This is a genomic window from Pseudomonas sp. B3(2017), assembly GCF_002113595.1.
Lineage (GTDB): Bacteria > Pseudomonadota > Gammaproteobacteria > Pseudomonadales > Pseudomonadaceae > Aquipseudomonas > Aquipseudomonas ekonensis.
On the sequence record NZ_NEIU01000008.1, the window covers coordinates 29,536 to 45,946 of the forward strand.

Consider the following 16,411-nt stretch of genomic DNA (forward strand, 5'->3'; position numbering starts at 1 on the left):
TTTCCAATGCGCCTGAACGAGGATTTCTTACATGCCAGCCATCACCCTGACCACGCTCCAGAGCCTCAAGCAGAAAGGTGAAAAGATCACCATGCTGACCTGCTATGACGCGACCTTCGCCCACGCCTGCAACGAGGCCGGTGTCGAAGTGCTGCTGGTGGGCGATTCCCTCGGCATGGTCTTGCAGGGCCACGACAGCACCCTGCCGGTGACCACTGCGGAAATGGCCTACCACGTCGCCAGCGTCAAGCGCGGCAACACCGATGCCCTGATCCTCGCGGACCTGCCGTTCATGGCCAACGCCACCCTGGAACAGACCATGACCAACAGCGCGATGCTGATGCAGGCCGGCGCGCACATGGTCAAGGTCGAGGGCGCCCTGTGGCTCGCGGAGTCGATCCGCCTGCTGGCCGAGCGCGGCGTTCCGGTGTGCGCGCACATGGGCCTGACCCCGCAGGCCGTGAACATCCTCGGCGGCTACAAGGTGCAGGGCCGCAACGAGAACCAGGCGCGGCAGATGCGCGCCGACGCCATCTCGCTGGAGCAGGCCGGCGCGGCCATGCTGCTGCTCGAATGCGTGCCGAGCGAACTGGCCGCCGAAATCAGCCAGGCGGTGAAGATCCCGGTGATCGGCATCGGCGCCGGCAGCGCCACCGACGGCCAGGTGCTGGTGCTGCACGACATGCTTGGCCTGTCGATCAGCGGCCGCGTGCCGAAGTTCGTGAAGAACTTCATGCACGGCCAGGACAGCATCCAGAACGCCCTGAAGGCCTACGTCACTGAAGTCAAAGCCGCCACGTTCCCTGGCGTCGAACACGGATTCTCCGCATGAACACCGTCAAAACCGTACGTGAACTGCGCGCCGCCGTGGCCCGCGCCCGCAGCGAAGGCAAGCGCATCGGCTTCGTGCCGACCATGGGCAACCTGCACAGCGGCCACATCGCGCTGATCACCAAGGCCACCCAGCGCGTGGACTTCGTGGTCGCGAGCATTTTCGTCAACCCGCTGCAGTTCGGCGCCGGCGAAGACCTCGACAAGTACCCGCGCACCCTGGCGGCAGACCAGGAAAAACTGCTGGAAGCCGGCTGCGACCTGCTGTTCGCCCCGACCGTCGAGGAAATGTACCCCGACGGCATGGCCGGACAGACCCGGGTCAGCGTCCCGCAATTGTCCGAAGGCCTGTGCGGCGCCAGCCGTCCGGGGCATTTCGAAGGCGTGGCGACGGTGGTCAGCAAGCTGTTCAACATGGTGCAGCCGGACCTGGCGATCTTCGGCCAGAAGGACTTCCAGCAACTGGCGGTGATCCGCGCGCTGGTGCATGACCTGAACATGCCGATCCAGATCATCGGCGAGCCGACCGTGCGGGCCGCCGACGGCCTGGCGCTGTCCTCGCGCAACGGCTTCCTCAGCGAAGAGCAGCGCGCCGTGGCGCCGGTGGTCTACCGCACCCTGAGCGCCATCGCCGAGTCGATCAAGCAAGGCGAGCGCGATTTCCCGGCCCTGATCCAGGCACAGCTCAAGCAACTGGAAGCGGCGGGCCTGCGTCCGGACTACCTGGAGATCCGCCACGCCCTGACCCTGCGCCCGGCCACGGCAGACGACCGCGACCTGGTGATCCTGGTGGCCGCGTTCCTCGGCACCACCCGCTTGATCGACAACCTGCACCTGAACCTCGACACCCCGGCCTGAGCGCCGTCATCCTTTGTGGGAGCGGGCTTGCCCGCGATGGCCATCCGTCCGCCATCGCGAGCAGGCCCGCTCCCACATTGTTTTGCGGCGACCGAAAATCCTGCATCCGCCCAAGCCCCCTGTGGGAACCCGCCTGCTGGCGATGGCATCGGCGAAGACGCACCGAGAGCCAGCCGCTTGCGCATCGCCCATGCCCGGTGCGCAGCCATATTGCCGCCCTCCCCCCCTTCGGGCACACTGCCTGCCGTTCGATTCCGACCAGGGGAACCCCTCATGCACGCCATCATGCTCAAGGCCAAGCTGCACCGCGCCGAAGTCACCCACGCGGTACTCGATTACGAAGGTTCCTGCGCCATCGACGGCGAATGGCTGGACCTGTCCGGCATCCGTGAGTACGAGCAGATCCAGATCTACAACGTCGACAACGGCGAACGCTTCACCACCTACGCGATCCGAGGCGAAGAAGGTTCGCGGATGATCTCGGTCAACGGCGCAGCGGCGCACAAGGCCAAGGTCGGCGACCGCGTGATCATTTGCGCCTACGCCCACTACAGCGAAGCCGAACTTGCGAATTTCAAGCCGCGCATGCTCTACATGGCGCCGGGCAACGAATTGAGCCACACCAGCAACGCCATCCCGGTGCAGGTCGCCTGAGCAGGCCGCCCCCGCCCTTCCGTTCGTCGGCCGTTTCCTGGACAGATGTTAAAAAAGTACAGGAAACGGGTCAGACAAAGTCAAGACAGATCGCAGCGCGGGGTTTACTGTATTGGCCCTGCGCCCTGAAACCGTGTCAACGCAGCTGACCCCATGCCCTGACCGGGCCTGGCGGTTCGATCCGTGTACCAAAGGCCGTTCAAGTAAAAAGGAAAACCGCAGCGATGGCGTACTACCGCACTCCTCATGACGTTACCGCTCTGCCTGCCTGGCAAGCGTTGAAAGACCACCGCCAAGCCATGCAGGATTTCAGCATGCGCGAAGCCTTCAACGCCGACCCGCAGCGCTTCAACCAATTCACCCTGAGCAGCTGCGGACTGTTTCTCGACTATTCGAAGAACCTGATCAACGCCCAGACCCGCGACCTGCTGGTGGGACTGGCCAACGAGGTCGACCTCAAGGGCGCGATCAAATCGCTGTTCGACGGCGAAATCGTCAATGCTTCCGAAGGCCGCCCTGCCCTGCACACCGCCCTGCGCCGCCCGGTGGGCGACAAGCTGTCGGTCAACGGCGTCAATGTGATGCCGGACGTGCACAAGGTGCTGAACCAGATGACCGATCTGGTGGGCCGCATCCACGACGGCCTGTGGCGCGGCTACACCGAGAAGCCGATCACCGACGTCGTGAACATCGGCATCGGCGGCTCGTTCCTCGGCCCTGAGCTGGTGTCCGAAGCCCTGCTGTCCTACGCCCAGAAAGGCGTGCGTTGCCACTACCTGGCGAACATCGACGGCAGCGAGTTCCACGGCCTGACCCAGAAGCTGCGGGCCGAAACCACGCTGTTCATCGTGTCGTCGAAATCCTTCAACACCCTCGAAACCCTGAAGAATGCCCAGGCCGCCCGCGCCTGGTACCTGGCCCAGGGCGGTTCGGAAGCCGAACTGCACCGCCACTTCATCGCCGTTTCGAGCAACAACGCGGCGGCCGTGGCGTTCGGCATCCGCGAAGAGAACATCTTCCCGATGTGGGACTGGGTCGGTGGCCGCTACTCGCTGTGGTCGGCCATCGGCCTGCCGATCGCCCTGGCCATCGGCATGTCCAACTTCAAGGAACTGCTGTCCGGCGCCTACACCATGGACCAGCATTTCCAGAGCGCGCCGTTCGAACAGAACATGCCGGTGCTGCTGGCCCTGCTCGGCGTGTGGTACGGCAACTTCTGGGGTGCGCAGAGCCACGCGATCCTGCCGTACGACCACTACCTGCGCAACATCACCAAGCACCTGCAGCAACTGGACATGGAGTCCAACGGCAAGCGCGTGCGCCAGGACGGCACAGCGGTGTCCACCGACACCGGCCCCGTGATCTGGGGCGGCGTCGGCTGCAACGGCCAGCATGCCTATCACCAGCTGCTGCACCAGGGCACCCAACTGATCCCGGCCGACTTCATCGTGCCGGTCGTCAGCTTCAACCCGGTGTCCGACCATCACCAGTGGCTGTACGCCAACTGCCTGTCCCAGAGCCAGGCCCTGATGCTCGGCAAGACCCTGGCCGAAGCCGAGGCCGAGCTGCGCGACAAAGGCATGAGCGAAGAGCAGGTGCACAAGCTCGCCGCCCACAAGGTGATCCCGGGCAACCGCCCGAGCAACACCCTGGTGGTCGAACGCATCAGCCCGCGCCGCCTCGGCGCCCTGGTGGCGATGTACGAACACAAGGTGTTCGTGCAGAGCGTGGTCTGGGGCATCAACGCCTTCGACCAGTGGGGCGTGGAACTGGGCAAGGAACTGGGCAAGGGCGTCTACAACCGCCTGGTCGGCAGCGAAGAGAGCGCCGCCGAGGATCCGTCCACCCAAGGCCTGATCAGCTACTTCCGCGGCCGTCACCGCGGCTGATCCGGCCGTGCTGCCCGCAGCCTCTGCGGGCAGCACCTTCCATTGTGGGAGCGGGCTTGCCCGCGAATGCGGTGAATCAGTCAACACAAAGGTGACTGACACGACGCCTTCGCGGGCAAGCCCGCTCCCACAGTCTTTTGTGTGCCCACCTTTCCCACAGTCGTTTTGGTCATGGCTTGAACCTCTCGGGCACTCGGCGCATCTTTATTCTTGTCGCACAACAAGAATAAGGAACCGTCATGTTCGATATCAGCACGTTCCCCAAAGCCGATGCCGTCCGCCGGGCCGCACAGTTGAGTCAGGACGACTACCAGCGCCTGTACCGCGAATCCATTGAACACCCCAGCACCTTCTGGGCCGAACAGGCCAAGCGCTTCCTGGACTGGAGCACCCCGTGGCAGACCGTCCAGCGCTATGACCTGAAGACCGGCGAAGCCACCTGGTTCGCCGGGGCGAAGCTGAACGTCAGCCACAACTGCATCGACCGCCACCTGGAACGGCGCGGCGAGCAGACCGCCCTGCTCTGGGAAGGCGACGACCCCGCCGAATCGGCGCAGATCACCTACCGCAAGCTCCATCACCACGTCTGCCGGCTGGCCAACGTGCTGAAAAGCCGCGGCGTGAAGAAAGGCGACCGGGTGTGCATCTACATGCCGATGATCCCCGAAGCGACCTACGCCATGTTGGCCTGCGCGCGGATCGGCGCGATCCATTCGGTGGTGTTCGGCGGCTTCTCCCCGGACTCCCTGCGTGACCGCATCCTCGACGCCGACTGCCGCACGGTGATCACCGCCGACGAAGGCGTGCGCGGCGGCAAGTTCGTGCCGCTCAAGCACAACGTCGACAAGGCCCTGCAAAGCTGCCCGGACGTCAGCACCGTGGTGGTGGTCGAGCGCACCCAGGGCAAGGTGGACTGGACCTTAGGCCGCGACCTGTGGTATCACCAGGCGGTGCGCGAGGTCAGCGACGACTGCCCGCCGGAACCGATGGACGCCGAAGACCCGCTGTTCATCCTCTATACCTCCGGCAGCACCGGCAAACCCAAAGGTGTGCTGCACACCACCGGCGGCTATCTGCTGCAGGCGGCGATGACCTTCAAGTACGTGCTCGACTACCGCGACGGCGAAGTGTTCTGGTGCACCGCCGACGTCGGCTGGGTGACCGGCCACAGCTACATCGTCTACGGCCCGCTGGCCAACGGCGCCACCACCCTGATCTTCGAAGGCGTGCCGAGCTACCCGACCACCTCGCGGTTCTGGCAGGTGATCGACAAGCACCACGTCAACATCTTCTACACCGCGCCGACCGCCCTGCGCGCCCTGATGCGCGAAGGGGCCGGCCCGCTGCAGGAAACTTCGCGGCAAAGCCTCAGACTGCTCGGCAGCGTCGGTGAGCCGATCAACCCGGAAGCGTGGGAATGGTATTTCAACGTGGTCGGCGAGCAGCGCTGCCCCATCGTCGACACCTGGTGGCAGACCGAGACCGGCGGCATCATGCTCAGCCCCTTGGTCAGCGCCCAGCTGATCAAGCCAGGCTGCGCCACCCGGCCGATGTTCGGCGTGCAGCCCGTGCTGCTCGATGAGCACGGCAAGGAAATCAAGGGCGCCGGCAGCGGCGTGCTGGCGATCAAGTCGAGCTGGCCGGCGCAGATCCGCAGCGTCTACGGCGACCCGCAGCGGATGGTCGACACCTATTTCAAACCCTACCCCGGCTACTACTTCACCGGCGACGGCGCCCGCCGCGACGAGGACGGCGACTACTGGATCACCGGCCGCATCGACGACGTGATCAACGTATCCGGCCACCGCATCGGCACCGCCGAAGTGGAGAGCGCCCTGGTGCTGCACGACAGCATCGCCGAGGCGGCGGTGGTCGGTTATCCCCACGACGTCAAAGGCCAAGGCATCTACGCCTTCGTCACGCCCATGAACGGCACCGAGGCCGGCGACGAACTGAAGAAAGAACTGCTGGCCCACGTCAGCAAGGAAATCGGCAGCTTCGCCAAGCCGGACCTGATCCAGTGGGCGCCGGCCTTGCCGAAAACCCGCTCAGGCAAGATCATGCGCAGGATCCTGCGCAAGATCGCCTGCAACGAGCTCGACAGCCTCGGGGACACCTCCACCCTGGCCGACCCGAGCGTGGTGCAGGGCCTGATCGACAAGCGCCTCAACCGGTAGCGGCGCCGGCGCGGTCGTCCGGCCGCGCCGTCCCTGCCCTGAAGCCATCCGTCGAGACCCCATGGAATTCATCCGCCACCGCATCGAAAGCCAGCTCATGAGCCTGACCGGGCTGTCCCTCGGCCAGCTCGACCTGGAAAACCCCAAGGGCGATCCCGGCCTGTTCGGCCCCGACTCGGTCAGCTGGCAAGTGCACGGCGACTTCAGCAGCATGCTGATCGGCGGCATCGCCGCGCTGCTGCTGCAGGCCTTGCACCCGCTGGCGCTGGCCGGGGTGTGGGACCACTCGAACTTTCGCCAGGACATGCTCGGACGGCTGCGCCGCACCAGCCAGTTCGTCTCGGGCACCACGTTCGGCTCGCGCAAGGACGCCGACTGGCTGATCGAAAAGGTGCGCACCATTCACCTGCAAGTGGTCGGCACCGCTCCGGACGGCCGCCCCTATGCGGCCAGCGACCCGGATCTGCTGACCTGGGTGCATGTGGCGGAGGTCAGCAATTTCCTCGCCGCCCACCTGCGCTACCGCAATCCGCATTTGTCCCTGGCGGACCAGGATCGCTACTACGCTGAGATCGCCGTGATCGCCGAACGGCTCGGCGCCCGGGACGTGCCCCGTTCGCGCGCGGCGGTGGCCGATTACCTGCAGCGCATGCGCCCGCAGCTGCTGTGCGACGGGCGCAGCCGGGAAGTCCTGCGACTGTTGCTCGACGCACCGGCCCCCAGCCTGCTGGCCCGACCCTTCGGCGACCTGATGATGAAGGCCGGCATCGACCTGCTGCCGGACTGGGCCAGCGACATGTTCGGCGTGCGCCAGAACCCGCTGCGCCGCCAGCTGATCCGCGCCAGCGTCAACCGCAGCGCGCCGATGCTGCGCTGGGCCATGCGCAACGGCTCGGTGCAGCGCGCCCAGCGGCGGATGGGGCTGCTGCCCTGATCCCTCGCCACAGACGCCGACAATGCTAAACTCCCGCGCCCCCATTCCCTCCAGCAAGGCGCCCGCATGTCTTCCTTGAACCAGGCGCTGCGCGCCGCCCTCGACAAACGCCAGGATCTGCTCGCCGAACTGCACGGCCAGGGCACCGACTGCTACCGCCTGTTCCACGGCAGCCAGGAAGGCGCGGGCGGCCTGACCGTCGACCGCTACGGCCCGCAACTGATGGTGCAAAGCTTCCACCAGACCCTGGAACGCGATGCCTTGCTGCACCTGCACGAGACCGTCAACGAGACCCTGGGCCTGGAAACCCTGCTGGTCTACAACGACCGCTCCCGGGGCAACTCGCGGATCGACCGCACCGACCCCGTCTACCGGGCCGACGAGGCGGCGCTGGCGGATCTGGTCGGCCACGAGTGGGGCCTGAACTACCGCGTGCGCGGGCGCCACGCCGGGCAGGATCCGCTGCTGTTCCTCGACCTGCGCAACACCCGGGGCTGGGTCAAGGATCACGCCAAGGGCAAAAGCGTGCTCAACCTGTTCGCCTACACCTGCGGGGTCGGCCTCAGTGCCGCCGCCGGCGGTGCGCGCGAGGTGTGCAACCTGGACTTCGCCGAGGGCAACCTGGCGGTCGGCCGCGAGAACGGCCAGCTCAATCCGCAACTGCCGGCCATGCAATTCATCCAGTCCGACTACTTCCCGGCGATCCGCCAACTGGCCGGGCTGCCGATCACCCAGCGGCGCGGGCAAAAGCTGCCGAGCTATCCGCGCCTGGAACAGCGCCAGTACGATCTGGTGCTGCTCGATCCGCCGGCCTGGGCCAAGAGCGCGTTCGGCACCGTCGACCTGCTGCGCGACTATCAGAGCCTGCTCAAGCCGGCCCTGCTGGCCACCGCCGAAGACGGCGTGCTGATCTGCTGCAACAACCTGGCGAAAGTCAGCATGGACGACTGGCGCGAACAGGTGCTGCGCTGCGCGGAAAAGGCCGGGCGGCCGGTGCGCGAATGGACGGTGATGACACCGGGCCGGGACTTCCCGTCCATGGACGGACAACCGCCGCTGAAGACCCTGATCCTCCAGCTGTGAAGTCTGCTTGGGAAATTTCCCACAGAAAAATCTGAACAATCCTGGCCATGGGCAATTACTTCGGAACCGCAATCGCGTGCCATACTCCAAGGCACTCCGATTCAGACAGATGAAGCCGCACATGCCCAAAGGATTGATTCGCGCGATTGGCGCCCTGTTGACCGCTCTGGCCCTCTATAGCCTGCTGGGGTTTCTGATTCTGCCGGGCATTGCGTTACGGGTCGCCAACCAGCAACTGGCCAACTACGCCACCGTGCCGGCGCATATCCAGCGCATCGAACTCAATCCGTTCAGCCTTGAGCTCACCCTGTGGGGGCTGGTCATCGGCGAACCGGGCAAGGAACAGGTCGGGTTCGAACGCCTCTACGCCAACCTGCAGCTCGACAGCCTGTGGACAAAGGCCCTGCACCTGGCCGACATCGAACTGGACAAGCCCAAGACCGAAATCCTGTTCGCCAAGGACGGCCAGCTCAACCTGCTCGGCCTGTTCAAGCTTCCGGCCAGCGAACCCGCGCCGGCCGACCCCGACGCCAAACCGTTTCCGCTGCGCATCGACCGCATCAAGCTGGCCGGCGGCGCCGTGCATTTCGAGGACGCGCGCCCGAGCGAGCCGATCGAATTCCTCTACGACACCCTCGACTTCGAACTGAAGAACCTCAGCACCCTGCCCGAAGACAGCGCCGACATGACCCTGGTCGCCGTCGGCCCCGCCGGCGGGCGCATCGACTGGAGCGGCAACTTCAGCCTGATCCCGATCACCTCCGAAGGCACGCTGAAAATCACCGACGGCAAGATGAAGGCCTTCTGGCCCTACGTGCGCGACGCCGTGCCGCTGGTGCTGGAAGACGGCGTGGTCAGCCTCAGCACCGACTACAAGCTCAATCTGTCCAAGCAAACCGAACTGCTGCTGAACAACGTCGCCGTCAGCGTCGCGCCGTTCGCCATCAAGGCCCCGGACGGCCGTCCGCTGGCGAAGCTCGAACGCCTCGACGTCAGCGAGACCACGGTGGACCTGGCCAAGCAGCAGGTGGTGGTGGGCAAGATCCGCAGCCAGAAACTGGAGACCTGGGCCGCCCGCGAAGCCGACGGGCAACTGGACTGGCAGAAGCTGTTCGCCAGCCAGCCGTCCAAACCGGCGGCCAAGGCCGCCGCCGAACCCAAGACCGCGCCGGCCGCCGCCGATTCGCCGAAGGAACCGGCAGCGCCGGCCAAGCCCTGGCAAGTGCTGCTCAAGGACGTGCAGCTGCGCAATTACCAGGTGCACCTGGCCGACCGCCAGCCGCAGCCGCCGGTGGCCCTGGAGGTCGGCCCGCTGAACCTCGACCTGCAGAACTTCGACAGCCTCAACGGTTCGCCCTTCAACCTCAAGCTCGACACCGGCCTGGGCAAGCAGGGCAAGATCAGCGCCGACGGCGTGGTCAACCTCGCGCCGGTCACCGCCCAGCTCAACGTGAAGACCCAGGACATCGACCTGCGGGTCGCCCAGTCCTACATCACCCCGTTCATCCGCCTGGAACTGCGCAGCGGCATGCTCGGCAGCGACCTGAAGGTCAACCTCAAGAGCACCGAACCCCTGGCGCTCAGCGTCACCGGGCGTGCCCAGGTCGATCAGCTGCACACCCTCGACACCCTCAAGACCCGCGACTTCCTCAAGTGGCAGCAGGTGGTGGTGGAGGGCCTGAACTACCAGCACGGCGACAGCCTGTCCATCGACCGGATCAACCTGTTCCAGCCCTATGCGCGGTTCATGATCAACGATGACCGCACCACCAACATCGACGACCTGCTGGTGCCGCAGCCCGCCGATTCGGCGGCGAAGCCGGCCGCCGCCAAGCAGCCGTCCGGAGGCGACAAGCCGCTGGGCATCCACATCGGCGCCATCGCGATCAACGACGGTTCGGCCAACTTCGCCGACTTCAGCCTGACCCCGAACTTCGCCACCGCGATCCAGCAGCTCAACGGCCAGATCGGCACCATCGACAGCCGCCAGGCTAAGCCGGCCAGCGTCGACGTCAAAGGTAAGGTCGACCGCTATGCGCCGGTGACCATCAAAGGTTCGGTGAACCCGTTCGACCCGATGGCCAGCCTCGACATCGCCACCAGCTTCAAGCGCGTCGAGCTGACCACCCTGACCCCCTACTCCGGCAAGTTCGCCGGCTACCGGATCCGCAAGGGCCGGCTCAACCTCGACCTGCACTACCTGATCACCAAGGGCCAGCTCAAGGCCGAGAACAAGGTGGTGGTGGAACAACTGCAGCTGGGCGAAAAGGTCGACAGCCCGGACGCCGTGAGCCTGCCGCTGAAACTGGCGATCGCCCTGCTCAAGGACGTGGACGGCAAGATCTCCATCGAGCTGCCGGTCAGCGGCGACCTGAACAACCCGCAGTTCAGCGTGATGCCGATCGTCTGGCAGACTTTGCGCAACCTGATCGTCAAGGCCGCCGCCGCGCCGTTCAAGCTGATCGGCGGCCTGGTCAGCGGCGGAGGTTCGGAGGACCTGGGCAGCGTGTCGTTCGCGCCCGGCTCCAGCGAGCTGAGCAAGGACGCTGAAGCGGCGCTGGTCAAGCTGTCCCAGGCGCTCAAGGAGCGTCCGGCCCTGCGCCTGGAAATCGAAGGCACCGCCGCCAAGAGCAGCGACGGCCCGCTCATCGCCGAGCAGCGCCTGGAGCGTGAATACCAGTACAACTACTACAAGATGCTCCAGCGCCGGGGCGACAAGGTGCCGGCCCAGGCTTCCTTGCTGCAGGTGCCGGACGGCGAGAAAGGCCCGTTGCTCGAAGGCATCTACCGCACCCGCCTGAAGACCCAGCCACCAGCCGAATGGAAGGACCTGGGCAAGGAAGAGCGCACCGCGAAGATGCGCGAGGACGTGATCAAGTTCTGGAGCTCCAGCGATGTCCTGCTGCGCCAGCTCGGTCAGGACCGCGCCAGCAGCATCAAGGATTACCTGGTGGACAAGGGCCAACTGGCCGACGACCGGGTGTACTTCATCGACGCCAACCTCGGCGAAGCGGAAAGCGATGGCCGGGTGGTGACGCAAATGCATCTGGATGCCGAATGATGAACCGCAAATGGCTGCCCGCAATCCTCTTGGCGTTGGCCGTCGGCCAAGCGTCTGCGTCCGACACCCTGCGTTGCGGCAGCCAGCTGGTCAGCCTCGGCGACCGCGCCAGCGAAGTGCTGCAGAAATGCGGCGAGCCGCTGAGCCGTGACGTGCTGGGGTACAAGCGCAGCGCCAATCGCCGTGAGGAGTTCCAGGTCGAGGAATGGACCTACGGCCCGAGCAACGGCATGTACCAGTACCTGCGCTTCGAGGGCAACCGCCTGAAGCAGATCAACAGCAAGCGCGGCAACTGAAATCCCCCCTGTGGGCGATGTTGGCTGTGACGGCCTCATCGCTTGCAGGCACGCTCCCACAGGTTTTTGTGGTGAGCACAGAACTGCGGCCGCTGCTGAACCCTGTGGGAGCCGGCTTGCCGGCGATGGCGGCGGGTCAGGCAACACAGATGCCGCAGTGCCGGCCTCATCGCTGGCAAGGAGCAATGAATCCGCCAGCATCGCAGATCCCTTGTGGGAGCCAGCCTGCTGGCGATGACGCCATCCCAGGCGATGCGGCATGCGTTGCCCCGAAACGAAACGGGCCCCGGCAATCAACCGGGGCCCGCAGTGGCCACATCCCTGTGGCCGTTCGCATGAACTACAAGTGCGGCAGACGTATTGCACGGATCGCCTGTCGCGCCTCCTCCCGTCCAGGCGAGAAGCCTTGCCTTACTCGGCTTTGAGGCCGTCGGCGGAAACCGCCTTGACGCCTTTGATTTTCTTGGCGATCGCGACCGCCATCTCTTTCTGCGAATCGGTCACGGCGACGGTGGACGACAGGGACACCACGCCTTTGTTGGTTTCGACCTTGATGTCGGTGCCGGGAATGCCTTTTTCGGTGACCAGGTCAGCTTTGACCTTGGTGGTGATCCAGGTATCGGAAGTGGCTTCCTTGGCTTTGGTAACTTCGCCGGCTGCCAGCGTCATGGGCGCCTGAGCCGTCTGGGTGGACTGGGCGAATGCGCCGGTGGCCATGGTCAGAGTCAGCGCGGTAGCAGCAGCGGCAGTGATAGCGAACTTCTTCATACGAGTAACTCCTGTTTTCTGGAAAGTCTGCTGCGCTTCTTGTCAGCAGGTTACTGGAGATATTGCGAACGCTGTGCCAACTCCGCGACAAAAATAAATCATTAAAAATCAACAACCTATGAAAACACTCAGTTGACGGAATCATGCAATTTGCATGACCGCGATCCGTTCTGCATGCAACTTGCGGATTTCTGAAAAGTTCCTAAGGCACTGAAACAATTCAGGCTTTTTCCGCCGCCCGGAAAACAGAATGCCCCGCTAGGCGGGGCATTCGGGAGACGCAGCGCGACCCTCAGGTCCCGGTGCAGCCCTTCGGCGCGTAGTCCTGGGCTGCCGTGGTCGCGCAGCTCCAGCCGGTGGCGGCGGTGCGGGTCAGGGTGATGGTTTTGCCCAGCACCGGACCTGGCGCATTGGCCAGGGTGCAGGTGATGGTGCCGGCCCCGGTGGAGGCTGTGCCCGACGCCGCCAGCGTGCCGCAGTTGGACGTGGTCGCCGTGGCGCTGCCGGCCACCAGCGTCAGTGTCGGGTCGGTGCCTTGATTGATGGTGTCCTCGAACGGCACCTTCATGGCGCTGATCTCCGCCAGCCCCGCCGTCACTTTCGAACGGGCCTGGTACTTGGAGTACTGCGGCAGCGCGATGGTCGCCAGGATACCGATGATCGCCACGACGATCAGCAGCTCGATCAGGGTGAAACCTTGTTGTTTCTTCATAGACACGCTCCTTGCATGAGTCGGAATCTCATGGTCTGAACACGACTCAGCACAGCCCGTGCCAATCCCTTGCAGGCCCTGAAGGCTGGGCGCGGCGGCATGCCCAAGGCACGTCCTACAGCCTTGAACCGCAGTATCTGACACTTTTTGTCACCTGCACCCCACAGGTTTGGCGCTGTCACTTGTCTAGGCTATAAGTCATGAACTGTCTGCGTCCGGGATCCCCATGAATGACATCGCTCTGAGCGGTCTGGCCAAGCAACTGGTGCAGGCCGAACTGCTGACGGAAAAAAGTGCCCAGCAAGCCTGGCAACAGGCCCAGCGCAACCGCTTGTCGCTGGTCAGCTATCTGGTGCAGAACAAACTGGTGAAAAGCTGGCAGGTCGCCGAAATCGCCTCGGAGCATTTCGGCGTGGCCTACCTGGATCTCAACTGCCTGGACAAGGAAACCCAGCCCAAAGGCCTGGTCAGCGAAAAACTGGTGCGCCAGCATCACGCGCTGCCCCTGTGGCGCCGCGGGAACAAGCTGTTCGTGGGGATCTCCGACCCGAGCAACCAGCAGGCGATCAACGACATCCAGTTCAGCACCGGCCTGAGCACCGAAGCCATCCTGGTGGAGGACGACAAGCTCACCGACGCCATCGAGAAATTCTTCGACACCCACGCCACCGGCCTTGAGGAAATGGCCGACGTCGACCTGGACGGCCTGGACGTCGAGTCCGTCGACGACAGCCGGCAGGATGCCATCGGCGGGTTCGACGCCGACGATGCGCCGGTGGTGCGCTTCGTCCACAAGATGCTGCTGGACGCGATCAAGAGCGGCTCGTCCGACCTGCATTTCGAGCCCTACGAGAAGAACTACCGGGTGCGGATGCGCACCGACGGCATCCTGCGCGAAGCGGCCCGGCCGCCGATTCAGCTGGCCGGCCGGATCGCCGCGCGCCTGAAGGTGATGGCCAGCCTCGACATCTCCGAGCGCCGCAAGCCCCAGGACGGGCGGATCAAGATGCGCCTGTCCAAGAGCAAGTCGATCGATTTCCGGGTCAACACCCTGCCCACCCTGTGGGGCGAAAAGGTGGTGATGCGGATCCTCGACCCCTCCAGCGCCCAAATCGGCATCGACGCCCTCGGCTACGAGCCGGAGCAGAAAGACCTGTACATGGCCGCCCTCAAGCAACCCCAGGGCATGATCCTGGTCACCGGCCCCACCGGCTCGGGCAAGACCGTGTCGCTGTACACGGGGCTGAACATCCTCAACACCGTCGACATCAACATCTCCACCGCCGAAGACCCGGTGGAGATCAACATGGAAGGCATCAACCAGGTCAACGTCAACCCGAAACAGGGGATGGACTTCGCCCAGGCCCTGCGTTCGTTCCTGCGTCAGGATCCGGACGTGATCATGGTCGGCGAGATCCGCGACCTCGAAACGGCGGAGATCGCCATCAAGGCCGCGCAGACCGGCCACCTGGTGCTCTCCACCCTGCACACCAACAGCGCCGCCGAGACGCTGACCCGCCTGCACAACATGGGCATCCCCGGCTTCAACATCGCCACCTCGGTCAGCCTGATCATCGCCCAGCGCCTGGCCCGCAAGCTGTGCAGCCACTGCCGGCGTCCCGCCGAGATCCCCCGGGAGACCTTGCTCAAGGAAGGCTTCCCCGAGGAACGCATCGGCCATTTCACGCTCTATGAGCCTGCCGGATGCGACCACTGCAACGGCGGCTACAAGGGACGCGTGGGCATTTATGAAGTGGTGAAGAACACCGCCGAACTGCAACGGCTGATCATGGCCGAAGGCAACTCGCTGGAGATCGACACCCAGATGCGCCGGGACGGCTTCAACGACCTGCGCACCTCCGGCCTGATCAAGGCCATGCAAGGCATCACCAGCCTTGAGGAAATCAACCGGGTCACCAAGGACTGAACATGGCGGTCAAGGCAGCGAAAACCAGCGTGTACGCCTGGGAAGGCACGGACAAGAAAGGCGGCAAGGTGACCGGCGAACTGAGCGGGCAGAACCCGGCGCTGATCAAGGCGCAGTTGCGCAAGCAAGGGATCAACCCCGGCAAGGTGCGCAAGAAGTCCGCCTCGCTGCTCCGCTTCGGCCAACGCATCAAGGCCCAGGACATCGCGCTGTTCACCCGCCAGATGGCGACCATGATGAAGGCCGGCGTGCCATTGCTGCAGTCGTTCGACATCATCGGCGAGGGCTTCGAGAACCCGGCCATGCGCAAGCTGGTGGACGAGGTGAAGCAGGAAGTCGCCGCCGGCAACAGCTTCGCCGCCGCCCTGCGCAAGAAGCCGCAGCATTTCGACGAGCTTTACTGCAACCTGGTGGATGCCGGCGAGCAGTCCGGGGCCCTCGACACCCTTCTGGAGCGGGTCGCCACCTACAAGGAAAAGAGCGAAAGCCTCAAGGCCAAGATCAAGAAGGCCATGACCTACCCCGCCGCCGTGGTGCTGGTGGCGGCGGTGGTCACCGGGATCCTGCTGGTCAAGGTGGTGCCGCAGTTCCAGTCGGTGTTCTCCGGGTTCGGCGCCGAGCTGCCGGCCTTCACCCTGATGGTGATCGCGCTCTCGGAATTCATGCAGCAATGGTGGTGGGCGATCCTCGCGGCCCTGGTCGCCGCCTTCTTCGGCACCCGCCATGCGCTCAAACGCTCCAAGGCCCTGCGCGACCGCCGGGACGCCTGGTTGCTGAAGCTGCCGCTGGTGGGCACGCTGATGTACAAGTCCGCCGTGGCGCGGTTCGCCCGCACCCTATCGACCACGTTCGCCGCCGGGGTGCCGCTGGTCGAGGCGCTGGACTCGGTGGCCGGCGCCACCGGCAACGTGGTGTTCAAGAACGCCGTGCTGCGCATCCGCCAGGACGTGGCCACCGGCATGCAGCTGAATTTCTCGATGCGCACCACCGGGGTGTTCCCCACCATGGCGGTGCAGATGACCGCCATCGGCGAGGAGTCCGGCGCCCTCGACGACATGCTCGCCAAGGTCGCCGGGTTTTACGAGGACGAAGTGGATAACATGGTCGACAACCTCACCAGCCTGATGGAACCGTTCATCATGGTGGTGCTGGGGGTGATCGTCGGCGGGCTGGTCGTGGCCATGTACCTGCCGATCTTCCAACTCGGCTCTGCGATCTGAC

General features: G+C 64.8%; 13 protein-coding genes. 11 read left to right on the plus strand and 2 right to left on the minus strand.

Translation table 11 applies throughout. The features are described from left to right. Window positions 1-31 precede the first annotated feature (31 nt). From panB to CAG33_RS13695, 9 genes are all read left to right on the plus strand, one after another. Window positions 32-832: a 3-methyl-2-oxobutanoate hydroxymethyltransferase gene (panB, locus tag CAG33_RS13655; protein ID WP_085584259.1), complete on the plus strand. Its 801-nt coding sequence runs from the start codon at window positions 32-34 to the stop codon at window positions 830-832. Beyond that, window positions 829-1,689, plus strand: a complete 861-nt coding sequence (gene panC / locus CAG33_RS13660) for a pantoate--beta-alanine ligase (protein ID WP_085638837.1) — start codon at window positions 829-831, stop codon at window positions 1,687-1,689. Before panB ends, panC begins: the two co-directional genes overlap by 4 nt. A 273-nt stretch (window positions 1,690-1,962) precedes the next feature. Beyond that, window positions 1,963-2,343, plus strand: a complete 381-nt coding sequence (gene panD / locus CAG33_RS13665; protein ID WP_047229851.1) for an aspartate 1-decarboxylase — start codon at window positions 1,963-1,965, stop codon at window positions 2,341-2,343. 224 nt (window positions 2,344-2,567) lie between these two features. After that, on the plus strand, window positions 2,568-4,232 hold the full coding sequence (gene pgi / locus CAG33_RS13670) for a glucose-6-phosphate isomerase (RefSeq protein ID WP_085584255.1): 1,665 nt from the start codon (window positions 2,568-2,570) through the stop codon (window positions 4,230-4,232). 239 nt (window positions 4,233-4,471) lie between these two features. After that, window positions 4,472-6,409, plus strand: a complete 1,938-nt coding sequence (acs, locus tag CAG33_RS13675; RefSeq protein ID WP_085632264.1) for an acetate--CoA ligase — start codon at window positions 4,472-4,474, stop codon at window positions 6,407-6,409. Between the two features lie 61 nt (window positions 6,410-6,470). After that, entirely contained in the window at window positions 6,471-7,343 is an 873-nt protein-coding gene (locus CAG33_RS13680; RefSeq protein WP_085638840.1) for an oxygenase MpaB family protein, read from the plus strand. Window positions 7,344-7,409: 66 nt separating this feature from the next. Next, a complete protein-coding gene (locus tag CAG33_RS13685) occupies window positions 7,410-8,426 on the plus strand; it encodes a class I SAM-dependent rRNA methyltransferase (RefSeq protein ID WP_085638843.1) in 1,017 nt (338 codons plus the stop codon). Between the two features lie 109 nt (window positions 8,427-8,535). After that, window positions 8,536-11,487 (plus strand): DUF748 domain-containing protein, encoded by a 2,952-nt coding sequence (locus CAG33_RS13690; protein WP_085632269.1) that lies wholly within the window; start codon window positions 8,536-8,538, stop codon window positions 11,485-11,487. Beyond that, a complete protein-coding gene (locus tag CAG33_RS13695; RefSeq protein ID WP_085638846.1) occupies window positions 11,487-11,783 on the plus strand; it encodes a DUF2845 domain-containing protein in 297 nt (98 codons plus the stop codon). The genes CAG33_RS13690 and CAG33_RS13695 overlap by 1 nt, the downstream gene beginning before the upstream one ends. A gap of 411 nt (window positions 11,784-12,194) precedes the next feature. Here the strand turns inward: CAG33_RS13695 and CAG33_RS13700 are convergent, their stop codons facing one another. Together CAG33_RS13700 and CAG33_RS13705 are read right to left on the minus strand one after the other, a co-directional pair. Then, window positions 12,195-12,551: a BON domain-containing protein gene (locus tag CAG33_RS13700; RefSeq protein WP_085584243.1), complete on the minus strand. Its 357-nt coding sequence runs from the start codon at window positions 12,549-12,551 to the stop codon at window positions 12,195-12,197. A 292-nt stretch (window positions 12,552-12,843) separates the two neighbouring features. Then, window positions 12,844-13,263, minus strand: a complete 420-nt coding sequence (locus CAG33_RS13705) for a pilin (RefSeq protein ID WP_085584241.1) — start codon at window positions 13,261-13,263, stop codon at window positions 12,844-12,846. Between the two features lie 226 nt (window positions 13,264-13,489). Between CAG33_RS13705 and pilB the strand changes: the two genes are divergently transcribed. Continuing rightward, complete coding sequence (gene pilB / locus CAG33_RS13710) at window positions 13,490-15,190, plus strand: type IV-A pilus assembly ATPase PilB (RefSeq protein ID WP_085584239.1); 1,701 nt, start codon at window positions 13,490-13,492, stop codon at window positions 15,188-15,190. Between the two features lie 2 nt (window positions 15,191-15,192). Next, window positions 15,193-16,410, plus strand: coding sequence for a type II secretion system F family protein (locus CAG33_RS13715; RefSeq protein ID WP_085584236.1), 1,218 nt, complete (start codon window positions 15,193-15,195; stop codon window positions 16,408-16,410). Window position 16,411: the final 1 nt, after the last annotated feature.